Consider the following 16,912-nt stretch of genomic DNA (forward strand, 5'->3'; position numbering starts at 1 on the left):
CATCAACTGCGGAACGCAGGCCGTCGGCGCTGAGCTCGGCGGCCCGCAGTCCCGACCCGATCACCACCAGGGCCAGCAGGCCGGTGCCGAGCGCCTCGGCGGCGAGTCGGCGGCCGAGCGGAATGCGTAGGATCATTGGCTCATTCTTGGGGCCGCCACAACACGCCACAATGGCCCGGCGGCTGGCGGTAGCTCCAAAAACCTCTCGGCAACCACCGGCGACCCGCTGGTGGGATGGACGTCTGTCAGGGTGGGAGCAAGGGAACGGCCAGTTCCGCCCGCAGCTCGGCCAGGTGCTCGTCCGCGCTCTCGTGCGGGAGGAACTCCACCACGTCGAGGAAGCGGAACAGCACCTGGCTCGGCGTGATGCCGAACTCGTAGTCGGCGAAGCCGACCACCGCACCGCTGCCACCGCGGGCGGCGCCGCGCACCACGTGCTCGGTCAGCTCCGAGCTGCCGTCGGCGCTGCGCCCGCGCCGCGAGTTGGGCCGGGCCAGGTAGGGGCAGACCATCGAGGCGTACAGCATGCAGGCCCGGTGCCCGGGGCCCTCCAGGGTCGGTGCCATGTTCCGGTAGGGGCGTCCTGCCGCGAGCGCCGCCGCGATCGCGGCACTCTCCGAGTCGCCCACCACCCGCCAGACCGGGCCCTTGGGCATCAGTTCGCCGCAGACCGAGCAGAGCCGCCTGCGGGCGCAGTCGGCGCTGCGCCCGTAGTCGGTCAGCGCGAACTGCGGCTGCTCGTCCTGCCACGGCGTGATGGCCGGCACGGGGTAGCCGCGCGGGTCGCGCGGTCGGCTCTGGACGGTGGGCGGCACGGGCACGAGGTCGAAGCGCACTCCCCATGCATACCAGGCCGTCAGGCGACCCGGTTCGCGAAGGTGCGGCGGTAGGCGGTGGGGGAGGTCCGCATGGTCCGGGTGAAGTGGTGCCGGAAGGTGGCCGCGCTCTCGAAGCCGACCGCGGCCGCGATCTCCTCCACCGTGCCGTCCAGCGCCTCCAGCAGCGGCAGGCTGGCGGCGATCCGCTGGTGCACCACCCAGCGCATCGGGCTGGTGCCGTTGCGGGCGGTGAAGTGGCGCAGGTAGGAGCGCTCCGACATCCGGGCGGCCCGGGCCAGCAGCGCCACGGTCAGCGGGGTGGCCAGGTGGTCCAGCGCCCACTGCATGCTGTGCGCGAGGCCGTCGTCCTCCTGGGGCACCTGACGGATCGCCGCCTCGATGAACTGGGCCTGCCCGCCGTCGCGATGCGGCGGCACCACGAACCGGCGGGCCACCGTGTTGGCCACCTTGGCGCCGTGGTCACGGCGGATCAGGTGCAGGCACAGGTCGATCCCGGCCGCGCTGCCCGCGCTGGTGAGCAGCTCGCCGTTGTCCACGTAGAGCACGTCCGGGTTGACCCGCACCGCCGGGTACTGACGGCGCAGCAGCTCCACGTACCGCCAGTGGGTGGTCGCCTCCTGACCGTCCAACAGCCCGGCGGCGGCCAGCGCGAAGGCACCCGAGCAGATCGAGACGATCCGGGCTCCCCGCTCGTGCGCGGTGCGCAGCGCCCGCACCAGCTGGGGCGGGACCTCGCCGCCGAAGGCGTTCGGGACCCCGACCACGACCACGGTGTCGGCCGCGGCCAGCTCTTCCAGGCCGTGCTGTGCGGTGATCGAGAAGCCGCCGACCGCCGCCAGCGGCTCGCCGGGCACCTCAGCACAGACCTTCAGCCCGTACCAGGGCGCCGACAGCAGACCGGCCAGCTCCGGCCGGGCCAGGCCGAACACCTCGACCACCACGCCCAGTTCGAAGGGGGCCATGCCGGCGAAGGCGTACACCGCCACGGTGTGCACCGGCTCCGGCCGGCGGCCGATGGCCACCTCGACCGGGCGCGGGGCGCGCTGCTCTGCCATCGGCTCGGTCCCCTTGGTCATGGCGGCGGGATCTTCGTGAGTGTAGCCGCGGGCGCCGGCGCCTCCGGGGAGCGACCGCGACGCGGACCGGAGCGGCACCGAAGCCGACCGCGGCCGACCGTCCGGAAAAAGTTCTCGACCACCTGCAACCTCTCGGGGACGGCACCCGCAGCCGGCTGACCGCCGACACCTTCGCGCCGCCGACCCGGGCGGAGTGACCCGGCCCCGCGCCGCACGAGGGTGCCCCCGTCCCGGCCGGGACGGGGGCACCCTCGCAGCTGCGGTGCGACGCGGCGTCAGCGGGCCAGCTCGGCCATCCAGGCCTCGACCGCCTCGGAGGTGCGCGGCAGGCCGGCCGAGAGGTTCTCGTTGCCCTCGGCGGTGACCAGGATGTCGTCCTCGATCCGCACGCCGATGCCGCGGTACTCCTCGGGGACGGTCAGGTCGTCCTGCTGGAAGTACAGGCCGGGCTCCACGGTCAGGCACATACCGGGGACCAGCTCGGCGTCCACGTAGTTCTCGCGGCGGGCGTGGGCGCAGTCGTGCACGTCCAGACCGAGCATGTGGCCGGTGCCGTGCAGGGTCCAGCGGCGCTGCAGGCCCAGCTCCAGCACCTTCTCCACGTCGTACACCGAGGCGTCCAGCAGGCCCCAGGCCAGCAGGTGCTCGGCCAGCACCCGCTGGGCGGCGTCGTGGAAGTCGCGGAACCGGCCGCCCGGCCTGACCGCCGCGATGCCCGCCTCCTGGGCCTCGTAGACCGCGTCGTAGATCTTGCGCTGCAGCGGCGAGAAGGTGCCGCTGATCGGCAGGGTTCGGGTCACGTCGGCGGTGTAGAGGGTGTGGGTCTCCACGCCGGCGTCCAGCAGCAGCAGCTCGCCGGGGCGCACCTCGCCGTCGTTGCGCACCCAGTGCAGGGTGGTGGCGTGCGGGCCGGCCGCGCAGATCGAGCCGTAGCCCACGTCGTTGCCCTCGACCCGGGCGCGGCGCCAGAAGGTGCCCTCGATCCAGCGCTCCGAGGTGGCCTGGGCCTGGCTCAGCTCGCGCACCACGTCGGTGAAGCCGTTGACGGTGGCGGCGCAGGCGGCGCGCAGCTGCTCGACCTCCCAGGCGTCCTTGACCAGCCGCAGGCCGCTCAGGAAGACCTTGAGCTCGTCGTCGCGCTCCTCGTCGGTGGTCAGCGCCTCCTGCAGCGCGGCGTCGTAGCCGCGCACCAGGCGGGTGGGCACGGCGGTGTCGGCGGTCAGCTCCTCGACCGCCTTGCGCACGTCCCGGGCCGGCAGGCCGAGCAGCGCCTCGGCCTCGGTCAGGCTGTGGCGCCGGCCGACCCAGAGCTCGCCCTGGCCGTCCAGCCAGAACTCGCCGTTCTCCCGGTCGGACCGGGGCAGCCGGTAGAGCACCGCGTCGTGACCGCCGGCCACCGGGTTGAGCACCAGCAGCGCGTCCTCGGTCTGGTCACCGGTCAGGTGCACGTACTCGCTGGCGGCGCGGAAGGAGTACTCGGTGTCGTTGGCCCGGGTGCGCAGGTTGCCGGCCGGGACCACCAAGCGCTCGCCGGGGAAGGCCGCCGACAGCGCGGCGCGCCGCTGGGCGGCGTAGCCCGACTGCGGCAGCGGCTCGAGGCCGCGCAGCTCGGTGTCGGCCCAGCCGCTCTTCATGGACGCGGCCAGCTCCTCGGAGACCTCGCCGTACAGGCCGTTCTTGCGGCTCTTGATCGGCTTGTCCGCCGGCTCGTCGACGGCGGCCCCCTCGGGGTTCTCCGCCACTGCCGGGGTGCGGTCCTCAGTCACGTTCGTCGCCTCCATGAGGGTGCCCCCGGCCGGAGGCTGGGGGAGATCACTCCTGCCCGGGCGGCCGGATCGCGACCGGCACGGGACAGCTGTCGTCCCATCCTACGGAGCGGTACAAAGCGTTTGTTCGGTACCCGGTGGTTCAGTCGAACCGGGCGGCCAGCATCACCAGGTCGTCGGTCGGGGTCGGCAGCTCGGCGCACAGCTCCTGCAGGTGGGTGCAGAGCCGCTCGGGGTCGTGCCGGACCTCGCGCGGGGCGTCGGCGCAGGCCTTGCGCAGCCGGGTCTGGCCCGCGTGCAGGGTCGGGCCGAGGCGGCGGGCCAGGCCCTCGGTGTAGAGCAGTAGCAGGTCGCCGCGCTCCACGCTCAGCTCCACGCCCGGCGCCTCCCAGCAGCTGAGCACGCCCAGCGGCGCGGAGAGCGAGGTCTCCACGAAGTTGGCGCCGTACCTGGTCACCAGCACCGGCGGGCAGTGGCCGGCCCCGGCCAGGGTGATCCGCCGCTCGCCGGGGTCCACGCAGGCGTAGACGGCGGTGGCGGTCCGGGTCTGCTCGCAGGTCTTGAGCAGCAGCTCCAGGTCGCCCAGCACGGCCACCGGGTCCTCGCCCTCCAGCACCGCGTAGGCCCGCAGCGCCGCCCGGATGCGGCCCATCGCGGTGGCCGCCCCCGGTGCCGAGGCCGGGCCTGCCCCCGGTCCGTCGCCGGCCACCGAGCCGACGGTCAGGCCGAGCGAGCCGTCCGGCAGCGCGATCGCGTCGTACCAGTCGCTGCCCGCCGACTGGTCCAGCCCGGCCGGCTGCCAGCGGGCGGCCAGCCGCAGGCCGGGCGGGTGCGGCAGGTGGTCCGGCAGCAGGCCGCGGCGCAGCAGCGCGGCGGACCGCCGGCCGCGCTCGGCGGCCAGCCGGTCGGCCAGCAGCGGAGCGGCGAACTCGGCGTACCGGCGGGCCAGTTCCTGGTGGTACGCGGTCGGCGCGGTCGGCTCGGCCCAGAACCAGACGGCGGCTGCCAGCGGCCCCTCCTCCTCGGTGGCCAGCGGCAGCGCGTAGCAGGCGCCCAACCCCAGGTCGGCGGCCACCTCGCGGAACCGCGGCGCGACCTGGGGACCGGCGACCAGGTCGTGGTGGAGCACCTGCTCGGGGCGGCCGGCGGTGCGCAGCAGCCCGGCGAACGGGCCCTGCTCGACCGGCACCGTCTCCAGCGCGCCGATCGCCGCGTGGTCCAGCGCCATCGGCACCATCGGCCCGTGCCCGGCGTGGTCGGGCCAGCCGCCGCCGCGCGGGCCGTCGACCGCCGAGGCGGACCCGGGCGGCTCCGCCTCGGCGCCGTCCCGGGCCACCGGGACCAGCAGGGCCCGGCCGGCGCCGAGCAGTTCGGCACCCGAGTCGAGCAGCGTGCGCAGGGTGGCGGTCAGTCCGCGGGCCCGCACCAGCCGGTCGGTGTGCCGGCTCAGCCAGTCCAGGCCGGCCGGGTGGTCGCCCTCGGGCACCGGCGAGGTCGGGGTGGCGGGGGGCCGCGGTTCCAGGACCGGGGGCCGCAGCGGCAGGTCGAGCAGTCGGGCCAGCCGTCCGGCTGACGGGCCGTCACCGGAGTCGGCCCGGCCGTCCCCGTCGCTGCCGATCCCGGGCGTGGTCCCACTCGCACCGGACGGACGTTTGTCACTCATCCCGCGACTCCCAGCAGTGGGGTACCAAGTCGTGTCAAACCACACGCAATGCCCCACTTCTACACAGGACGGTCGTCGCCTGTCCAGGATCAGCCGCCAACCGGATGGCTGGTCCGGTCCGTGGCGTGGAGCAGCCGGGGAACGGGCAGAAGAACCGCAGGAAGCCACGCGTCGGCTGCCGGTCCCCTGCCCGGAGCGTAGGGATCCCCCCACCCGGCAACCCGGCTGACCAGATGTCAGTCACTCTTACGGTGGAACCAGTGGGTGCCGAACAGCGTCCATCTGGTCGCATGAGGGATTCTCGTTGAGCGTGCGGCTCTCCCCGGCCGCGTCAGGTCTTGATCCATCCGGTCGCGGAGAGGAACGAGTGCCCATGCCCGAATCGCGGGAGCCGTCCGGCAGAGCACGCGGCAACCGACAGGCGCTGCTGCAGGCGGCGTTGACCTGCACCGAGCGGTGGCGGTGGCCGGTGGTGCCGGGAGCCGTCTCGGTGGAGCGCCCGGGGGAGGCCTGCCCCGCCGCGGTGCACTGCTCCTGCGGCGCCGAGCAGTGCCCGGTGCCCGCCGCCCACCCGCACGAGGTGCCGCTGTTGGCGGCCACCACCGAGGCGCGGATGGTGCGTTGGTGGTGGCAGCGGCACAGTCCGCAGGCGCCGGTGCTGGTGGCGACCGGGCGTCGGGTCGCGGCGGTCAGCCTGCCGGCCGCGGCGGGGGCCCGGCTGCTCGGCTACCTGGACGCGGTGCGGGTGGTGCCCGGGCCGGTCCTGGCCGGGCCGACCCGCTGGTCGCTGCTGGTGGCGCCGTACGGGTATCCGGAGTTGGCGGAGCTGCTGGCCGAGCAGGAGCGCGGACTGCTGCCGGGCGGCGGGGCCGGGCAGGTGCCGAGCTCGGTGCGGTACCACGGGCCCGGCGGCTACCTGGTGCTGCCGCCCTCGCGGGTGGGGCTCGGTGCGGGCGCGGCGGGGGTGCGCTGGGTGCGCCGGCCGGTGGTGCTGCCCAGCGGCGGGGTGCGGTTGCCGGCGGTGGGCACGCTGCTGGAGGCCTTGGTGGCGGCGGGGTCGGCGGTGCCGGACGGGAGCCGACTGGCCTACTGAGCCGGGCGGTCTGCCGACGGGGCGGCCTGCTGGATCGGGTGGGCGTGCTGGATCCGGTGGGATGTGCCACTGGCAAGCCGGAGCCCGGCAGGAGGTCAACTCCACTGCCGGATATGGAAGATCCGGCCGCTGGCGACGGGGGATGCACCAGCGACCGGACTTTTTAAACAGTAACAAGGATTGGCGGCTTAGCCAAAGCCCCTGGTCGGGCCGGTCCGGGTTTTCCGGCCCCACCGGGTCGATTGTGACCGGAGTCACGTGCCTGCGATCGTATTCAGTCACGCACGGCCAGGAACGGTCAGTTCAGGGTGACCTGACGGCTCACCAGGTTGGCGCGCGCCCGGCGCTCCTCGGCGCTCAGCGGAGCGTCCACCGCCAGCGCGCCCGCCAGCCGCTCCGCGAAGGCGGCGGCCGGCTTCTCGCAGTCGGCGGCGGTCATCGCCACCGGCAGGTCCCAGACCGGCACGGTCAGCCCGTGCGCGCGGAACGAGCCGACCAGCTTGGTCCCCTCGCCCAGCGAGGCCTCGCCGGCCGCGGAGAGCCGGGCCAGCGCGTCCAGCAGCTGCTCCTCGGGGACCGGCATCACCCAGCGCAGGTGGTTCTTGTCCGGGGTGCCGCACCAGTAGGCGCTCGGCACGCTGGTGACCTTCTCGGTCGGGATGGCCGAGGCGTTGGCCCGCTCCAGCGAGGCGGCCACCTCGCCGGTCGCGGACTCGGCGTCCTCCAGCCAGAACTCGAAGCCGGTGTGCACCTCGGGGGCGAACGGCGCGGCGGCGTCCAGCAGGTCCTGCAGGCGCGGGCCCTCGGCGCCCGCGCGGCGGGTGGGCACCGGGTTGCCGGGCTCGGTGGCCAGCGCCGCCACCAGTGCGTCGGCCAGGTCGCGGCTCAGGTCGCCGGAGGAGGACTGGGTCTGCAGGCCCAGCAGGATCGAGCCGTCGGCCCGGCGCAGCGCCGGCCAGGCCAGCGGCAGCACGGTGGCCAGGGTGACCGCGGGCACCTCGCCGACCGCCTGCGCGGCCGCCTGCGGAGTCAGCGTCAGCGGCACCGTCGCGGCCGGCACCAGCTCGCGCAGCGCCACCCAGTCGGCCTCCCCCGGCAGTCCCTCGAACGGGCGGTGCACCAGCTCCTGGACCGCGTGCGCGGCCTGCCGGCCGTGGCAGGCCTTGTAGCGGCGGCCCGAGCCGCACGGGCAGTCCTCGCGGGCGCCGACCACCGGGACCGTGCCGTCGGCGGCCACGGTGGGGGTGGCGGTGCTGCTGGCAGACGTGGGCGACTTCTTGGCAGCCTTCTTGGCCATGGGGCGGCTCTCCCGGAACGGTGGGTCGGTGTGCTCCGGGGCAGCCTAACGAGGTTTCGGCCCTGGTCGAGCCGACCGCGGGCGCCGGGCGACCGGTGCGCCTCGGGGCGGCTACCGGCGGGCTCAGGCCGACCGGGCGTGCTGCGGGGCGGCGGGTTCGGCGTGCTTGCGGCGGTCGGCGGCCAGCGCGGCCCACACCGTCACCTCGCCCGGTGCGTCCCGAACTCCCCAGGCCTGGGCCAGCTTTCCGACAATGCTCAGTCCGCGCCCGCCCCTGGCGGTGAGCGAGGGGCTGGCCGGCAGCGGCCGGGTGCTGGCGCCGCCGTCGGTGACCTCCAGGGTCAGCACCCCGTCGGCGCGCATCTGCCAGCGGACCAGGATTCCGCCCAGGTCCTCGGTGGCGGAATCCATCACTCGGACGCCGTGTTCCGCGGTGGACACCGGAGACTTCGTCAAATCACCCCGCCCACCCCGGAAATCCCCTTCCACCCCCCCTGCGAGAACCAGCAAAGGGGCAAGTGGCCGGGCATACCGGCAGGAATTGCTGAGTAGTTCGGAAAGGATCAGAACCGCATCATCGATGACCGCGTCGGGTACCTCGCGGTCACCCAGATCGCGCCGCAGCCGGCGCCGGGCGGCCCCGACACTGGCTGGGCCGTGCGGCACCGCCATGGTCGATGAAGTCGGCACTTCGCGCGCCACCATCAACGCCACCCCCGGACCTCCTTCAGCGTTTGCCGAGGGATGGATGCCCCGGGGGAATGGCGCGGAAACGGTCTCGGCTGTTCGAGGTGCGTCAATTGTGAAGTCGCCGAAGGATCGCCACCCGCTGTGCTCGACAGGTGATTCCGCGCTCACGCTGCGTCATTCGATCGGGCCTTTTGGAACTGGCGGGATTGTGTCACTGGCGAAACAGCGCCAACTGCGCCGGTCAGCGACCGAGTTGGTCAAGTACCGCGCGCGGGCGGTTGGTGATGATCGCCTCGACCCCGAGCTCCAGGCAGAGTTCGACGTCCTCGGCGCGGTCCACCGTCCACACGTGCACCCGGTGGCCCGCCGCGCGCAGCCGGCGGACCAGCTCCGGCCGGCGCCTGACCAGCTCGATTCCCGGTCCGGCCACCACCGCGCCGGCCGGCAGCCCGGCACCCGGCCACAGCCGCAGCATGGCCGGGTGCTCGAAGAGGAAGACCCGCGGGTACTCGGGCGCGTCGGCCTGCAGACGGCGCAGTGCCACCCCGGAGAAGCTCATCAGGCGCGCGTGCGGCTTGTCGGGCGCGCCCTGCGTGCCGTTGACCGCCCCCGCGACCCCGAAGTGCTTCAGCATGGCGACCAGTTCGGCCTCCACCTGGCCGCGCTGGCGCACCGGGTGCTTGGTCTCGACGGCCAGGTCGACCCGGCGCCCGGCGTCGGCCACCAGGGCCAGCAGGTCGGCCATCCGCAGTACCGGCTGCGGCTCGGGCGCGGCGCCGCCGCTCGCCTTCCAGGAGCCGAAGTCGTAGCGCTCCAGCTCGGCCAGGGTCATGGCGGAGACCACCCGGCGCCCGCCGTCGGAGGTCCGGGCGATGGTCCGGTCGTGGACGCAGACCAGCTGCCCGTCGGCGGTCACCCGCACGTCGCACTCGACCGCGTCCGCGCCCTCGGCCAGGGCCAGCCGGTAGGCGGCCAGGGTGTGCTCGGGCAGCGCCGCGGAGGAGCCGCGGTGGGCGACCACCTGGACCGCCCGAGCGGAGTGGTCGGCCGGGGCAGTGGAGCGGGAGGGCGTCGTCACGTCCCCAACCCTAATCCGGGCAGGTGACGGGCACGCGACGCGCCCTCGAACGCGCGGTTTCCCGGTCAGCGGCCGGCCGGACGCCGGGTCAGGCCCAGCGTGGCAAGCCCCGCGACCAGGAAGGAGAGCAGCGAGGCCCAGGCCCACGGCTGCGGGGTGTAGTGCAGCCAGCCCTGCAGGTGGGTCCAGCCGCTGGTCCACCAGCCGGCGTTCTGGGTCGGCTCGAGGAACTGGTAGACCGCGAAGCCGAGCGCCCACGGCGCCAGCAGCAGCGGCCGGGCCGGGGCCTGCTCGGACAGGTCCCAGCCCTGCCGGCCGCGGCCCAGGAAGAAGTCCACCGCCAGCACCGCGAGCAGCGGCACGAAGACCGAGCCGATCAGGCCGAGGAAGGCGTAGTAGGCGTCGGTGAACTTGGTGATGGCCAGCGCGCCCGCGGTCACCAGCACGCCGATCCCGCCGGTGAGCAGCCGCCGGTCCACCCGGGGCAGGAAGTTGTGCACCGACATCGCGGTCGAGTACACGTTCGCGAAGGACTGGTCCGCCTCGCGCAGCACCAGCACCAGCAGGAACAGCCAGCCGGCCGTCACCCCGGTGAAGGAGGTCAGCACCCGGTCCGGGTCGCCGCCGGACTGCAGCAGCGCGATCAGGCCGAGCAGGTAGCACCAGACCTGGGCCAGCGTGTAGCCGGAGAAGCTGGCCCAGAACGCGGACTTCGCCGAGCGGGCGTGCCGGGTGTAGTCGGCGGCCAGCGGGACGAAGGAGACCGAGACCGCGATGACCGCGTCGGTGGCCGGCAGGAAGCCGCGCCAGTGGCCGGCCCCCGGGTCGGGCACGCCGTGCCGGGCCAGCTGCACGGTCAGGTAGACCATCGCCACCCCGACCGCGACGGTCACGTACTTGCGCAGCGCCGCGATCGCGCCCAGCGGCCAGATGGTCAGCGCCGTGGTCAGGCCGCCGGCCAGCACCACGAAGAGCCAGCGCCAGCCCTCGGTGCCGACCACGGTCTGCGCGCCGGAGGCGATCACTATCAGCTCGAAGACGCCCCAGCCCAGGCACTGCACGATGTTCAGCGCGGTGGGCAGGAAGGAGAGCCGGGTGCCGAACAGCCCGCGCAGCACCGCCATGGCAGGCGCTCCGGTGCGGGCGCCGATCAGCGCCGCCACCGAGAGCATCGCGGTGCCGATCGCGGTGCCGAGCACGACCGCCACCGTGGCGGCGGTGAAGGAGAGTTCGCTGCCGGGGGCGCCGAGCACGGTGGCCGCGCCGGTGAAGCCGATCAGCGAGATGCCCAGATTGGTCCAGAGCGCGAACTGGTCCCTGAAGCCCAGCGTGCGCGGCGGTGCGGTGTCCAGCACCAGCGGTGCCTCGGCCCGGACCGCGGCCGGCTCCGGCGCGGCGGTGGGGACAGGGGAAGGTGGGGCAGCCGTCATGGCGGTACTCCCTACGCCGGCATTACCCGGACAGGTTCCGGCGGTCAGCGCTCCCTCGCCCGTACCGGCGTCCCCGCCATGGCGTACGGTCGACCAGCGCACTCTCAGCCTGGTGGGTCCAAGCTCCCGCGTGTCAGTTCAATGGCAGCGACAGGGTAGCTCGGGGCCCGGATTCCGCCAAGGCGGGGCAGGGCGCCGTCCAGATCGCGGGACACCGTTCGGTCGGATCCGAACGAGTGGCACCGTGACGGGGGGCGACGCTGGGGCCGTACGGTCCGCCTAAGGATTCTTACGAGTTCTTCAGGAGCCCGCTTACGGCAACCAGATCGGACATGGGAAAAACTAGGGGCCAAGGTCCTGGTCAGCAATGGAGGTCGTCCGTGAGCACCGAGCACGAGAGTGGTTCCACCGGGCCGCTGGGGGAGCAGCTCTCCAGCGGTCACGGCGAGCCGGGGGGCACTGCGGCGGTCGGTGGCGAGACGGCTGCGGCCGGGGCGGGTGCCCCGGCCGAGCAGCCGGGGTCGGCGCCCACCGTGGCGTTCGGCCGGGTGAGCGCCCCGGAGCCGGATTCCGCCCCGGAGGCCGCCGCACCGCAGTACGTGGATGCGCCGCCGCCGGTGCTGCCCGCCGCCGCGCCGAGCGCGGCCGAGCAGCCCGCCGCACCGGCCGCGCCGGCCGCACCCGGCTACCTGGACGCGCCGCCGCCGGTTCCCGCCGCGCCGGTCGCCGCCGAGCAGCCGGCCAACCCGTACGCCGCCCCGACGGCGCCGGCCGCCCCGCCGATCACCGCGGGCGTCCCGGCCGGCCCGGCGCCGCTGCCGGGCGAGCACCACCACCCCTTCGGCGCCGGCCACCCGGTCGGCGGCTGGGGCGAGGCGCCGGGCGGTCCCGGCTACCCGGGCGGCCCGGGCTACCCCGGCGGCCCGGCCTTCGCGGGCGAGCCCGGCGGCTACGGCCAGCCGGTCCCGGCCAAGAAGGGCAAGGGCGGCCTGGTCGCGCTGATCGCCGCGGTCGCGCTGGTGGCCGGCCTGGCCGGCGGCGTCTCCGGCGCCGCGCTCAAGGGCGGCTCCTCCTCGAGCGGCGTCAGCCACTCCAGCACCACGGTGACCACCGCGGGCGACAGCAAGGCGGTCAACCGCGCGCCCGACTCAGTGGCCGGCATCGCGGCCAAGGCGCTGCCCAGCACCGTCACCATCAAGGCCCAGGGCTCCCAGGAGTCCGGCACCGGCACCGGCTTCGTCTTCGACACCGAGGGCCACATCCTGACCAACAACCACGTGGTGGCCCCCGCCGCCGGCGGCGGCAAGCTGACCGTCAAGTTCTCCGACGGCAGCAGCTACCCCGCCTCGGTGGTCGGCCAGGCCAAGGGCTACGACGTGGCCGTGATCAAGCTGGACAACCCGCCGTCCGGCAAGCTGATCCCGCTGCCGCTGGGCGACTCCGACCAGGTCGCGGTCGGCGACACCACCATCGCCATCGGCGCCCCCTACGACCTGGAGGGCACCGTCACCTCGGGCATCGTCAGCGCCAAGAACCGCCCGGTGGCCTCCGGTGACGAGACCGGCGCCCAGGTCTCGTACATGAACGCGCTGCAGACCGACGCCTCGATCAACCCGGGCAACTCCGGCGGCCCGCTGCTCAACGCGAGCGGTGCGGTGATCGGGATCAACTCGGCGATCCAGTCCAACTCCTCCGGCGGCTCCGGCCAGGCCGGCAGCATCGGCCTGGGCTTCGCGATCCCGATCAACCAGGCCCAGCGGGTGGCCAAGATGCTGATCCAGACCGGCACCCCGGTCTACGCCACCCTCGGCATCCTGCGCAACGACCAGTACAACGGCGACGGCGCCCAGGTGCAGACCTCCTCGGTCCAGGGCACCCCGGCGGTCACCCCCGGCGGCCCGGCCGACAAGGCCGGCCTCAAGCCCGGCGACGTGATCACCAAGCTGGGCGGTGTGATCATCGACAACGGCCCCGGCCTGGTCTCCACCATCTGGACCCACGCCCCCGGCGACCAGGTCGACGTGGAGTACACCCGCGGCGGCCAGACCATGAAGACCACGGTCACCCTGGGCAGCCGCACCGGCGACACCAACTGACAAACCAGGTGCACCGACCCCCTGCGGACCCGTTAGGCTGACCTCCGCCTGGAGAGCTGCCCGAGCGGCCTAAGGGAACAGTCTTGAAAACTGTCGTGAGGTGACCCCTCACCGTGGGTTCGAATCCCACGCTCTCCGCTGGTGGGGAAAGACCTGATCAGGGCGGGTATCGACCAAGTGCCGATACCCGCCCTTTTCGATTCCTGTGCCAGGGTGTCCCACTGCTTCCCGATGCTGACCAGCGTGTCGGGGCCAGTTCGGGGCCAGGCCCCGGCTACTCCGACGGGGCGTCAGAGGTTCCGGCGGACTCGTTCAGCGCCCGCTCGATCTTCTCGTTGGCCTCGTCCCGCTTGCCGTCCAGCACCTTGGCGTAGAACCGGTAGAGCACAGCAACGCTGTGCCCGGCCCTGCGGGCCACCTCGGTGGGATCGACACCCGAGACCAGCCACAGGGTGATGCCGGCCTTCCGCAGCGCATACGGCACCTCGGCCAACCTCTCGTCCAAGTCCGGCTCGGGCGAGTCGACCGCGTGGGGCCCGTTCACCCGCTCGGGTACCTGTGCCTGCCACCAGGCGTCGCGGATCTTCTTCCACACCGCCGCGTACTCCTTGCTCAGCACCCGGCCCCCCTCGGCCGCCTTGAACACCCGGCCGCCGGCACCGGTGCCGTACGTGGTGAGGTGCTCTCGCAGCATCGCCACGAGCACCGGAGGGATGGGCACGTCGCGGGTGGCCTTCCGGGCTCGCCGCTTGAGCCCGCGTTCGTCGTGGGTCGTTCCGTCGTTGGTCCAGATGGAGCCGACGTTCGGCGAACTTCCGGCGAGCAGCAGGCTGCCCCAGCCGGACTCGGGCAGGGTGCAGTTCCGCTTGCGCAGGTCCGTCACCTCGGCCGGCCGCATGCCCGCGTAGTACATGCAAGCGAAGAACGCCGTGAGGTGGCGGCCACGCGGGCCCACTGTCGGGGCGGTGGCGATCAGCTCCTTGGCCTGGGTCGGGTTGGGGACGTAGCGCCAGTCCACCTCGTCATCCGTCTCCGGCGGGTCCCAGTCGATGAACTGCAAAGGGTTAGCCGCGAGTTGGCGACGCTCCACGCCGTAGCGAAGGCAGTTGTTCAGTACCATCCGCTTGCGGCGGACAGTGTTCGCGGCAGCCTCTTTGCCGTTGAGCATCAGGGTCAGCGCGGTGAGCCCGCTCCGCATCAGGTCAGCGTCTTCCTCCAGCAGACCCATGGGGACGGACTTCCGCTCGATCCATTCGAGCGCGGCGGCAACCTGCTCGGGCGGCTCGGGGAGTCGCTCGGAGAAGTTGAAAGCCCAGCCGGTCAGCGCCCGTCGGAGTACCCGCGGGGCGGGTGCCCCCTTCCGGTCGGTCACCAGCGCCGGCGTGATGGTGGCGAGCGCATCGGCGCGCGTCCCCCGGCTTTTGGCGGACGAGCGGGCCCACTTCATCTCTGCGTACTTCCGGGCGTGCTGATACCACGTGACCTGCTGCTTGGCCTTCTGGATGGCCCGCAGTTCGGAAGCTGGCAGGCCGGACTCCACGTCGAACTGCTCGCCTTTCTTCATGGCGGTTCGCAGCTCGGCCTCACGGCCCTGGGCCAGGGTCTTGGTCGCGAAGCTCTTGGAGTGCCGCTGGGGCCCGACAGTCCAGCGCAGCTCGAACGGCTTCCGGCGGCCGGCGCGCTGGCGAATCTCGTTAATCCGTACCTCGAAGGTGAGCAACCGGGTTCCTCGCAACGAAGAAGGGCCCCGGCGTCTGCCGGGGCCCTGGTGGGATGGGGTGTCGGTCAGGCGGCGGTCGTCCCGCGCGCCGCCCACCACGCGTCCAGCGCGGCACGGGTGCACCGCAGGTGGCCGCTGGGAAGCGGGACCAGTTCGGGGGCCAGGCCCTTAGCGCGCATGCGGTAGAACGCGGAGCGGGAGATGCGGGTCTCGGCGAGCACCTCGTTGAGCGTCAGGTACTCGTGCTGCGTCGGCTTCTTCGGCATTGCGGGACCTTCCTAGCCTGATGTGGTTGCTGTCCGAGCTGGGGATTTCTGCGTCATCGCGTCATCTGCGTCATTCGGGCCTGTGACCTGGGGTTTTGGGTGACGCACCGGTTGGGGTCTGCGTCATCGGTGCGTCATTGGCTGCGTCATCGGTGACGCAGGTGACGCAGGATGACGCAGCGTCCGCCGTCTGCGTCACCGCTGTCCGTGCAGGTCAGGGGTTGTTTTTCGGGCCGGGTGACGCAGGTGACGCAGCGTTTTCCTCTTAAGACAAAAAGAGGGGTGGTTGTTGTAGTTCGGCGCCCCTCACTGAGATGAGAAGGGGCCGCTTCGCGGCGCGCCTCTTGGGCGGCTTCGCCGAAGAGCAAGAGGAGCACCCCGGGCGGCGCCGGTGCTCTTCTTGCCGTTCACGTGCCCTGGTCGGGCAGCGGGGGCTGTTCGTGCGGGGGTGGGACGGCCGGGCGGGTCATTTCGAGGTAGCGGGCTTCCTTCGTGCGGCCGGAGTCGATGAGGACGCCCCGGGCGGCGAGGGTGGGTTGCAGGCGCTTGAGGCGGTCGGCGAGGACCTTTCCGGTGGTCGGCCAGCCCTTGGGCAGCGGTCGGGCCTCCTCGCCGCTGTAGACGCAGCTGAGGCAGGCCAGCCATTCGGTGGAGGTCATGCGCTGGGCCGCGCCGGGGGCGATGGTCTCGGCGTGCGTGAGGACGGTCTGCGCGAGCAGGTCGCCCTCGATCACGTCGTCGTTGAGGTCGTCCAGGCTGGCCCGGTAGGCGGCCAGCGCGCCGAAGCCGGTGGCGGCGTCGAGTTGGGCGCACAGGTGGGCGAAGTCGGCCATGCGCGGATCGGTGGGGGTCTCGGCATGGGCCTTGCGGACCTTGACCGTGAGGTCGAGCAGGGACCCGAGTACGACGGGTAGCACCTCGGCGTACTCCGCCCACAGCTCGGCCTCGGTGCGGCGCACCTTGGGCCGTTCCAGCCGCAGCGGCAGGAGCCGCTCGGCCAGGTCGGGGCGGATGACACCGACGTCGATGCCGGTCAGCAGCAGCGGTCGGCGGTAGCTGGAGCGGTGCACGTCCCCGTCGGTGAACAGGGCCCGCTTCACGGACTCGGCGCCGGTGACGATGCAGCACATGGCGTCCGACAGGTCGGGGCTCATGTGGGAGAGGTTGTCCAGGGCGGTGACCCATCCGGCGGCCACCGCCGCAGTGAGGCTGTCCTCGTCCTTGGGCGGGCGTCGCAGGTCACTGCTCATGCCTTCGACGATCCTGGTCAGCATCCGGCCGGCGGTGGACTTGCCGGCGCCTTGCGGGCCGGTCAGGAATGCTGCCGGTACCGGGACTGACGGGCCGAGGCAGCCGATCAGCCAGGCCAGGGCCAGGCACTCGGCCTGCGCGTTGGCGAAGTTGGTCAACCGAAGGAGCAGGTCGATGCCCTTGCCGTCGGTGTCCCGGGTCGGGAGGGGGAGTTCGCCGGTGAGCTGGGTGCGCTTCCAGCACACCTCGCGCGGGTCGGGGGTGCGGATGTCCCACCCGGTGGGGTGGATCCGCACGGACATGCCGTCGGCGCGGCCCAGGTCCAGCCACGTGGCCCCGTCGAAGCCGGGGGCGACGCGGATGTGGACGGGCTGCACCTGTTCGGACAGTGCGAGTGCTTCGATCAGGTCGAGTGCCTCCTTGAGTGCGGTGCCGTTGAAGACGCCGATGCCGTCGCGGTACAGGCCGACCATCAGTTCCTGGCGGTGGCTGCCGGTGGTGCCCTGGGAGCGGATGGGGCGGGCGACGGGGTGGCCGGTGCGCTGGGCGTAGACGGTGCCGTCGGCGGTGCGGAAGTACCGGAAGTGGGCTTGCGCGTAGTCGGCGATGACCTCGCGCGCCGGGGTCTTCTCGTCCTCAGCCACGGG

At 73.1% G+C, this 16,912-nt stretch carries 13 protein-coding genes and 1 tRNA gene; 3 read left to right on the top strand and 11 right to left on the bottom strand.

Translation table 11 applies throughout. The annotated features are described in order from the left end of the window. Positions 1-245 precede the first annotated feature (245 nt). From C7C46_RS12240 to C7C46_RS12255, 4 genes are all read right to left on the bottom strand, one after another. On the bottom strand, positions 246-836 hold the full coding sequence (locus tag C7C46_RS12240) for a hypothetical protein (RefSeq protein WP_245984368.1): 591 nt from the start codon (positions 834-836) through the stop codon (positions 246-248). Positions 837-856: 20 nt separating this feature from the next. Next, positions 857-1,834: a helix-turn-helix domain-containing protein gene (locus tag C7C46_RS12245; RefSeq protein WP_425470059.1), complete on the bottom strand. Its 978-nt coding sequence runs from the start codon at positions 1,832-1,834 to the stop codon at positions 857-859. A gap of 356 nt (positions 1,835-2,190) precedes the next feature. Beyond that, complete coding sequence (locus C7C46_RS12250) at positions 2,191-3,681, bottom strand: aminopeptidase P family protein (RefSeq protein WP_110668953.1); 1,491 nt, start codon at positions 3,679-3,681, stop codon at positions 2,191-2,193. 142 nt (positions 3,682-3,823) lie between these two features. Next, positions 3,824-5,344 carry a PP2C family protein-serine/threonine phosphatase gene (locus tag C7C46_RS12255; RefSeq protein ID WP_110668741.1) on the bottom strand — a complete coding sequence of 507 codons (1,521 nt, stop codon included), beginning with the start codon at positions 5,342-5,344 and terminating at the stop codon, positions 3,824-3,826. Positions 5,345-5,717: 373 nt separating this feature from the next. Here C7C46_RS12255 and C7C46_RS12260 point away from each other — a divergent pair, with 373 nt between their 5' ends. Beyond that, on the top strand, positions 5,718-6,437 hold the full coding sequence (locus C7C46_RS12260) for a bifunctional DNA primase/polymerase (RefSeq protein ID WP_110668743.1): 720 nt from the start codon (positions 5,718-5,720) through the stop codon (positions 6,435-6,437). Positions 6,438-6,735: 298 nt separating this feature from the next. Here C7C46_RS12260 and C7C46_RS12265 read toward each other — a convergent pair whose 3' ends face one another. The 4 genes from C7C46_RS12265 to C7C46_RS12280 form a co-directional block, all read right to left on the bottom strand. Continuing rightward, the gene (locus C7C46_RS12265; RefSeq protein ID WP_110668745.1) at positions 6,736-7,734 is read right to left on the bottom strand and encodes a DUF5926 family protein; all 999 of its coding nucleotides are present in this window, start codon (positions 7,732-7,734) and stop codon (positions 6,736-6,738) included. A gap of 123 nt (positions 7,735-7,857) precedes the next feature. Continuing rightward, the gene (locus C7C46_RS12270) at positions 7,858-8,448 is read right to left on the bottom strand and encodes an ATP-binding protein (protein WP_425470055.1); all 591 of its coding nucleotides are present in this window, start codon (positions 8,446-8,448) and stop codon (positions 7,858-7,860) included. Between the two features lie 217 nt (positions 8,449-8,665). Beyond that, positions 8,666-9,502, bottom strand: coding sequence for a glycerophosphodiester phosphodiesterase family protein (locus tag C7C46_RS12275; protein WP_110668747.1), 837 nt, complete (start codon positions 9,500-9,502; stop codon positions 8,666-8,668). A gap of 65 nt (positions 9,503-9,567) precedes the next feature. Continuing rightward, complete coding sequence (locus tag C7C46_RS12280) at positions 9,568-10,932, bottom strand: purine-cytosine permease family protein (RefSeq protein WP_110668957.1); 1,365 nt, start codon at positions 10,930-10,932, stop codon at positions 9,568-9,570. Between the two features lie 380 nt (positions 10,933-11,312). Between C7C46_RS12280 and C7C46_RS12285 the strand changes: the two genes are divergently transcribed. Together C7C46_RS12285 and C7C46_RS12290 are read left to right on the top strand one after the other, a co-directional pair. Continuing rightward, complete coding sequence (locus tag C7C46_RS12285) at positions 11,313-13,028, top strand: S1C family serine protease (RefSeq protein ID WP_245984370.1); 1,716 nt, start codon at positions 11,313-11,315, stop codon at positions 13,026-13,028. A gap of 50 nt (positions 13,029-13,078) precedes the next feature. Further along, a tRNA-Ser gene (locus C7C46_RS12290) sits at positions 13,079-13,166 on the top strand. A gap of 136 nt (positions 13,167-13,302) precedes the next feature. Here the strand turns inward: C7C46_RS12290 and C7C46_RS12295 are convergent. From C7C46_RS12295 to C7C46_RS12305, 3 genes are all read right to left on the bottom strand, one after another. Then, positions 13,303-14,748: a tyrosine-type recombinase/integrase gene (locus tag C7C46_RS12295; RefSeq protein WP_110668751.1), complete on the bottom strand. Its 1,446-nt coding sequence runs from the start codon at positions 14,746-14,748 to the stop codon at positions 13,303-13,305. A 65-nt stretch (positions 14,749-14,813) separates the two neighbouring features. Next, complete coding sequence (locus C7C46_RS12300; RefSeq protein ID WP_110668753.1) at positions 14,814-15,014, bottom strand: helix-turn-helix transcriptional regulator; 201 nt, start codon at positions 15,012-15,014, stop codon at positions 14,814-14,816. Between the two features lie 407 nt (positions 15,015-15,421). Beyond that, positions 15,422-16,909: an ATP-binding protein gene (locus tag C7C46_RS12305; RefSeq protein ID WP_110668755.1), complete on the bottom strand. Its 1,488-nt coding sequence runs from the start codon at positions 16,907-16,909 to the stop codon at positions 15,422-15,424. Between the last annotated feature and the right edge of the window lie 3 nt (positions 16,910-16,912).

The sequence above is a fragment of the Streptomyces tateyamensis genome, from assembly GCF_003205575.1.
In the GTDB taxonomy this organism is placed as follows: Bacteria; Actinomycetota; Actinomycetes; order Streptomycetales; family Streptomycetaceae; genus Kitasatospora; species Kitasatospora tateyamensis.